The organism is Acidiferrobacter sp., from assembly GCF_054609335.1.
This window is the reverse complement of sequence record NZ_JBTRWP010000003.1, coordinates 92,708-99,250: the sequence shown is the minus strand read 5'-3', so window position 1 is coordinate 99,250 and position 6,543 is coordinate 92,708. Positions and strand designations below refer to the sequence as shown.

Genomic DNA, 6,543 nt, shown 5'->3' with positions numbered 1-6,543 from the left:
CTCATCCCAATCCCCTAAAGGGGATGGGAATTCCCGCGCCGTTCTTTAAGCACAGCTCCGGGGGCCCGAGGGGCCAACAAGAATTTCAGCAGCTGATCTTTTGCGGTTTCGCGCAGGTGCGCCCCGCGCTTCATTGCGCCGGCGGAACCTGGCGGCGGCCCCGCGGGGTGTGTTTTCGGCGGCCGAGGTGTGCCTCGCGGAGGCATCCCCCATACCTGCCGTAGGCGGGCTCTCCGCTTCTCTCGCGTCTTTGAGAACGGTTCAACGTGAGGTGAGGGTGCTCGTAGCCCGCGCGGCATGGTAGTGCATACCGGGAATACGAATCAATAGACGGAGATCGTGTACGACCCTGCCGAATGGGTCGGTATTCCTCCAGGCTCAGCTATACTTAAAAAAAACAAGAGGGGATGGGAGGCGGGTGAGGGGGCCTATAGGGGCAACTCGGCACGCACTTGGGCCTCTCGCGACTGCGTGGATGGGGGCATGAGGGTGGTATCGGCAGGGTCTATGCGCGCGCCAGGGTTGATCAAGGCCCGGGGTGCCCTATGTCTTCACGCTGTATTCGCCTGGGGCTGGCCGCGACATCAGGCGGTCCGTATTGACTACACGGCGGGACCGATGGGCCCTTGGGTGTCGATCGCCCCCGGTGGCTCCTCGCGGGTCGTCCGTTGGGCGGGCCCGCGCCCGTACGCCATCGGGACGCTGTCCTTACTCTATGAGTGACAGGATGGCTCCACGATCGGGACGATTGATTGTCGTGGCGTTCGTCGGGCTCGCGCTCGTCGCGATCTTTACGGTCGTCCTCTATGCCGTCACCTTCTGGGGCGATATGCGGCGCGAGGCCTGGGGTGAGCTCTCGGGGGCGGCGCGCTTCATGGCGACCACCACCGAGCTGCGTCTTAACGGTGACCGCTCCGCTCTGCGCTTGCTGGGTCGCGACATCGGCCGCTTGCCGGGCTTGAGTGCCGGCCAAGACAGCGCGGCCATCGACCGCCTCGGCCGGCGCTTCAGTCGTCGGCATCCGGAGATCGCAGGTCTCGCCCTGCTGGGTCCACACGGATCGCTCTGGTGGCGGGAAGGGCTCGCGCCCCACAATGTCCGGCCTTGGGTGAGGGCAAGTACCGCCGCGCAGCCCGGCATCTTTGAGGTCGGGTCGGTCGATCAGTCGAATGCACGCGTCCCAGTGCTGCCTCTTTGGTCTACGATGCGGGCGGGAGGCCGGGTGCGATTTCGGATCTGTGCGCTTTTGTCCCTTTCCCGGCGGCAAGGATTGTGGCCGGGTCGGAGGATGGCACCCGGGACCGCGATCGGTCTCTTCGGAGTCGATGGGCGTGTCGAGGCCGTGTGGCCTGCCTCTCTCAGCGCTCCGGCGATCAAGGCGGCCGCCGCCGTGGGTCTGGCCGGTGAAGGTCGTTTTGTCGCCCACCTGAAAGGGCGCGAGGGGACGTGGCTTGGGGTCGCGCGGCGCGTGCGACGATACCCTTTCAGGGTATTCGCCCTTCGATCCATGCGTGCCGTGGATGCGCAATGGTGGCACATCACTCGCCTAGGCCTGCTTTTGCTGGGTCTTGTGCTCGCGATCATCATCTTTTTGTACAGGCGCACGGTGCACGGCCAGACGCGCGCGGCCGAGGAGCGGGCCCTCACCGAGGCGCAACTGTCGGCCGCCAAGGCGCATTTTGAGGGGACCTTGCAGTCGCTGGCGGAGGCGGTGGTCGCGACCGACCAGGACGGTCGCGTAGAGTACGTGAACCGCGCCGCGGAGCGTCTCACCGGGTGGGCGGAGGGGGAAATCCGGGGGCGCGCGCTAAATGACGTCCTGCCGTGCTTCGATGAATATAGCGGCGAGTCTATAGATCCGCTCGGGGTATGTCTGGCAGGGCAGGCGCTCGCCCCCGGGGACGCGTTTGTCTTTCACCGCGACGGCCGGGGGATTCCGGTGGAGTACAGCGGGGCACCCAGGTTCGGTCCGCAGGGCGAGCTCGTGGGGGCGGTGCTATCGTTCCGCGATGCAGCCGAGAAGCGCAAGCTCGCAGAACGGCTCGTCCATCAGGCGACCCACGATCCGCTGACCGAGCTACCTAATCGTATCCTGTATAACGAGCGCCTGGAGCGGGCGCTGGTCGAGGCCAAGGAGAGCGGCAGCGTGGTCGCGCTTCTCTTTCTTGACGTGGACGGCTTCAAGAGGGTGAACGACACGCTCGGCCATAGCACCGGGGATCGTATCCTGGTGCTCATAGGGGAGCGCCTGAGGCGTGCGGTGCGCGCGGCGGATACCTTGGCGCGCCTGGGCGGCGACGAGTTCGCGGTAGTTTTGCCGGGACTCAGGAGCCGTCAGGATGCGCTGCCGGTTGTGCACAAGATCATGGCCATTTTTCGCGAGCCCCTGGTTGTGGCGCTCGGCGAAGTCTCCTTGAGTGTCAGTATCGGTATTGCGGCGTATCCGGAAGACAGCGGCGATGGGCGCGCGCTCGTGCGGGCAGCGGATGCCGCCATGTACGAGGCCAAGGCCGCCGGCAAGGACGCCTATCGCTTTTTCGAAGGCCCTACCGCCGGTCGGCCCCAGGCGCATCCGTTCTCGGTCGCGACCACTCTGCGGCGCGCCCTCGAGCGCGAGGAATTTTGTCTTGTCTACCAGCCACAGGTGCGGGCGATGAACCGCAGGCTCGTGGCGATGGAGGCCTTGCTGCGGTGGATGCATCCGGTGGAGGGGGTCAAATACCCCGGGGAGTTCCTCCTGGCCGTGGAGGAGGCGGGTCTTATGACCGAGCTTGGCGTGTGGGTCTTGCGCGCGGCCTGTCGTCAGAATCGCGAGTGGCGCAATCTCGGCCTTGCCACCTTCCCGGTGACCGTCAACGTATCGGGACACCAGTGTGGGGACGAGGGCTTGGCCTGCGCGATCCGTGCAGTCTTGCGCGAGCACGATCTGACCCCCAACGATCTTGTCCTGGAGTTCACGGAGTCGGTTCTCGTGGCCGCCGCGGAAGCGTCGACGGGGGGGTTGCATGCCTTGCTGGATGAGGGTATCCAGTTTGCCGTCCAGAATTTCGGGGGCGCCTCGTCCTCGCTCGGCATGCTTAAGCAGCTGCGCGTGGGCATGTTAAAGATCGAGAGCGCGTTCATTGCCGGGATCGGCGAGAGCAGCAATGACGCGGTCATCCTGGCCATCATCGCCCTTGGACACGCCCTCAACATGCGCGTGGTGGCCAGTGGGGTCGAGACCGCCGCCCAGCATCGCTTCCTAGCGGACGCGGGCTGTGACGCCATGCAAGGCCATTATATCGCAGCGCCCCTCGATGCCGAGGCGGCGACCGCCTATCTCCGCACGCAGGAGGCCGCCGGGAGTTGATTTTTGGCGAGGCCACCCCCAAAAGGGGCCTGGGATTCCTGGAATACTGCGGCAAGAGAGGCCACGAGCAGCGATGACGACGACTGAAAAACAGACATTGGGCTTTCAGACCGAGGTGCGCCAGCTCCTCGATCTCATGATCCATTCGCTCTATAGCGACAAGGATATTTTCTTGCGGGAGTTGATCTCGAACGCCTCTGACGCCGCCGACAAGCTGCGGTTCGAGGCCTTGCGCGACGAGTCCCTGTATGAGGGCGATTCCGATTTGAAGATTCAGGTACTGGTCGATCGGGACGCACGCACGCTCACGATCGCCGATAACGGCATCGGCATGACGCGCGAAGAGGTCATCGAGAATATCGGCACTATCGCCCGCTCGGGTACGCGGCGATTCTTCGAGAGCTTGAGTGGTGATCAGGCCAAGGATGCGCGACTGATAGGGCAGTTTGGCGTGGGGTTCTACTCGGCGTTCATGGTGGCCGACCGCGTAACCTTACATACCCGCCGGGCCGGCACGTCCGCCGATCAGGGTGTGATCTGGGAATCAACGGGTGCGGGGGAGTATACCGTCGAGATTGTCGAGCGCCAGGAGCGGGGCACCAGCGTCGTGCTGCATCTGCGCGAAGCCGAGGACGAGTTCCTCGACCAACACCGCCTGCAAACCATCGTGCGCCGCTACTCGGATCACATCACCCTGCCGATCGTCATGCTGGACTCCAACGGCATGCCGGAGACGGTCAACAAGGCCTCGGCGCTTTGGGCGCGACCGAAGAGTGAGGTCACCGAACTCGAATACGACGAGTTCTATAAGCATGTGGCGCACGACATCGATCCGCCCTTGGCGCACCTTCACAGTCGCGTCGAGGGCAAGCAGGAGTACACGGCCCTGCTTTTCGTCCCGCGCCGCGCCCCCTTCGACCTCTTTGACCGCGATCGGCGCTATGGCGTGAAGCTCTATGTGCGCCGCGTCTTTATCATGGATGATGCCGAGCAGTTGATGCCGAATTATCTGCGCTTTGTCCGGGGCGTGATCGACGCGGCTGATCTCCCGTTGAATGTCTCGCGCGAGATCCTGCAAAAGAGTCGCGATATCGATACCATCCGTAGCGGCGCCACGCGCAAGGTCCTGGACCTCCTGGCCGAATTGGCCGAGCGCGAGCCTGATAAATACCGAACTTTCTGGACCGAGTTCGGCGTGGTGTTGAAAGAGGGCATTGTCGAGGATACGACCAATCGGGATCGCGTGGCGAAGCTTTTGCGTTTTCAGAGCACGAGCGAGTCGGGCGATATGGTGTCGCTTGCCGATTATATCGGGCGCATGGTCGAGGGACAGGACAACATCTACTATGTGACCGGTGAGAGTCTAGCGGCCGCGCGGCGCAGCCCGCATCTGGAGATTTTCCGGCGCAAGGGGATAGAGGTCTTGCTTCTGACCGACCGAATCGACGAGTGGCTCGTGAGCCACCTTGCGGAGTTCGAGGGCAAGGCGCTACGTTCCGTCGCCAAGGGCGATCTCGACCTCAAAGGGGTCGGCAACGGTGAGGACCCGATCGATGCCCCCAAGGCCGAGGATGCCGAATGGAAGGCCTTCACCGACCGCATGGCCCGGGTTCTGGGCGAGCGAGTCAAGGAGGTGCGCCTAAGCCACCGGCTCACCGAGTCCCCGGCCTGCCTGGTAGCAGGCGAGCATGACCTCGGCATCCATCTCGAGCGGCTCTTGAAGGCCGCCGGCCAAAAGACCCCCGGCAGCCAGCCTGTCTTGGAGATCAATGCCGGGCATCCCCTGGTTACGCGGTTGCGGGCCGAGGTCGCGGACGATCGTTTCGCGGATTGGGCTTTCTTGTTGCTTGATCAGGCGGTTCTCGCCGAAGGGGGGGCGCTTGAGGATGGGGCGGGCTTCGTGCAGCGTCTGAACGGCTTGTTGTTGGGTCTCCAGGGCGGATAGTATGGAATCGTTCAAAGAGGTGGCGCTGGGCGCCCGGGGGCAGGAGCGCGTGAGGTCGTTGGCAGGTGGTGCGGCGAGGGTAGCGGTGGCGTCCGGGACGGGTGCTTAAGGTGGAGGCGCTCTATGAGTCGCGCCTGAGTTTGCCCTTGTTGCATAGAGGCAAGGTGCGGGACCTGTATGACGCCGGTCCTGAGCACCTATTGGTGGTGACAACCGATCGCCTGTCGGCCTTCGACTGTGTCTTGCCTGATCCGATTCCCGGCAAGGGCCGAATTTTGAATGCGATGTCGAGGTTCTGGTTCGGGCGGACGGGCGGCGTAGTCGCCAACCACCTCGCGGACCGGCCCTTGGCCTCGGTCCTGCCCGACCCCGTCGAGCGGGCGACGGTGGCCGAGCGGGCGGTGGTTGTGCGTCGATTGAAGCCCCTGCCGATCGAGGCCATTGTTCGGGGCTACTTGGCGGGCTCCGGCTGGAAGGAATACCGGCGGACGGGCGCCGTGTCTGGCATCCCGTTGCCGGCGGGCTTGAAGGAGGCCGATCGGCTCCCCGAACCCTTGTTCACGCCATCCACCAAGGCGGCGGTGGGGGCGCATGACGAGAATATCGATTTCCGGGCGGCCGAGGCCCTGCTCGGTGCAGATCTCGCGCGCCAAGTCCGGGAGACGAGCCTCAGGCTTTATTCCGAAGCTGCGGCCTATGCGGACTCGCGCGGGGTGATCATCGCCGACACCAAGTTCGAGTTCGCCGCCGATGCCCGCGGCACACTCGTACTGATCGATGAGGTTCTCACCCCGGACTCGTCCCGCTTCTGGCCCAAATCTTTGTATCGGCCAGGAACGAGCCCGCCCAGCTTCGACAAGCAGTACGTCCGCGATTACCTGGAGACCTTGACGTGGGATAAGCGCCCACCAGCACCATCCTTGCCCCCCGAGATCGTCGCGCAGACCGTGGCGCGCTACGAAGAGGCCTTGCGCGTGCTGACGGCCCCCGCCGTCTGAGTGCCTCTTGGGCCGAGGCTGGCCGGCGCAGCGGGGTTTGTGCTACCGTTCCGTCGACTGCGGGCGAAAGTGGCGAAATTGGTAGACGCGCTGGATTTAGGTTCCAGTGGGGAAGCCCTTGGGGGTTCGAGTCCCCCCTTTCGCACCAAAACCATGTATTCATCCCGCGCCGCGGGTGGCGACGCGTTTTCGTCTTGGCCGTTAGCCAGCAAATCGGTATGATCAGGTAAACGACCACGTTTCCCCATTGA

At 64.1% G+C, this 6,543-nt stretch carries 3 protein-coding genes and 1 tRNA gene; all 4 read left to right on the top strand.

Annotated features, from left to right (window positions below):
• Positions 1-727: 727 nt before the first annotated feature.
• Positions 728-3,349 carry a putative bifunctional diguanylate cyclase/phosphodiesterase gene (locus ACYCTF_RS01540; protein WP_461282331.1) on the top strand — a complete coding sequence of 874 codons (2,622 nt, stop codon included), beginning with the start codon at positions 728-730 and terminating at the stop codon, positions 3,347-3,349.
• A gap of 73 nt (positions 3,350-3,422) precedes the next feature.
• Positions 3,423-5,294, top strand: coding sequence for a molecular chaperone HtpG (htpG, locus tag ACYCTF_RS01535; protein ID WP_461282330.1), 1,872 nt, complete (start codon positions 3,423-3,425; stop codon positions 5,292-5,294).
• A 110-nt stretch (positions 5,295-5,404) separates the two neighbouring features.
• Positions 5,405-6,292 (top strand): phosphoribosylaminoimidazolesuccinocarboxamide synthase, encoded by an 888-nt coding sequence (locus tag ACYCTF_RS01530; RefSeq protein WP_461282340.1) that lies wholly within the window; start codon positions 5,405-5,407, stop codon positions 6,290-6,292.
• Between the two features lie 63 nt (positions 6,293-6,355).
• Positions 6,356-6,440: transfer RNA gene (locus ACYCTF_RS01525), tRNA-Leu, on the top strand.
• Positions 6,441-6,543 lie beyond the last annotated feature (103 nt).

What these genes read in the sequence shown, in the direction of transcription:
- htpG (WP_461282330.1), top strand. Translation starts at nt 3,423, where the DNA reads ATGACGACGACTGAAAAACAGACATTGGGCTTTCAGACCGAGGTGCGC.
- ACYCTF_RS01540 (WP_461282331.1), top strand. Translation starts at nt 728, where the DNA reads ATGGCTCCACGATCGGGACGATTGATTGTCGTGGCGTTCGTCGGGCTC.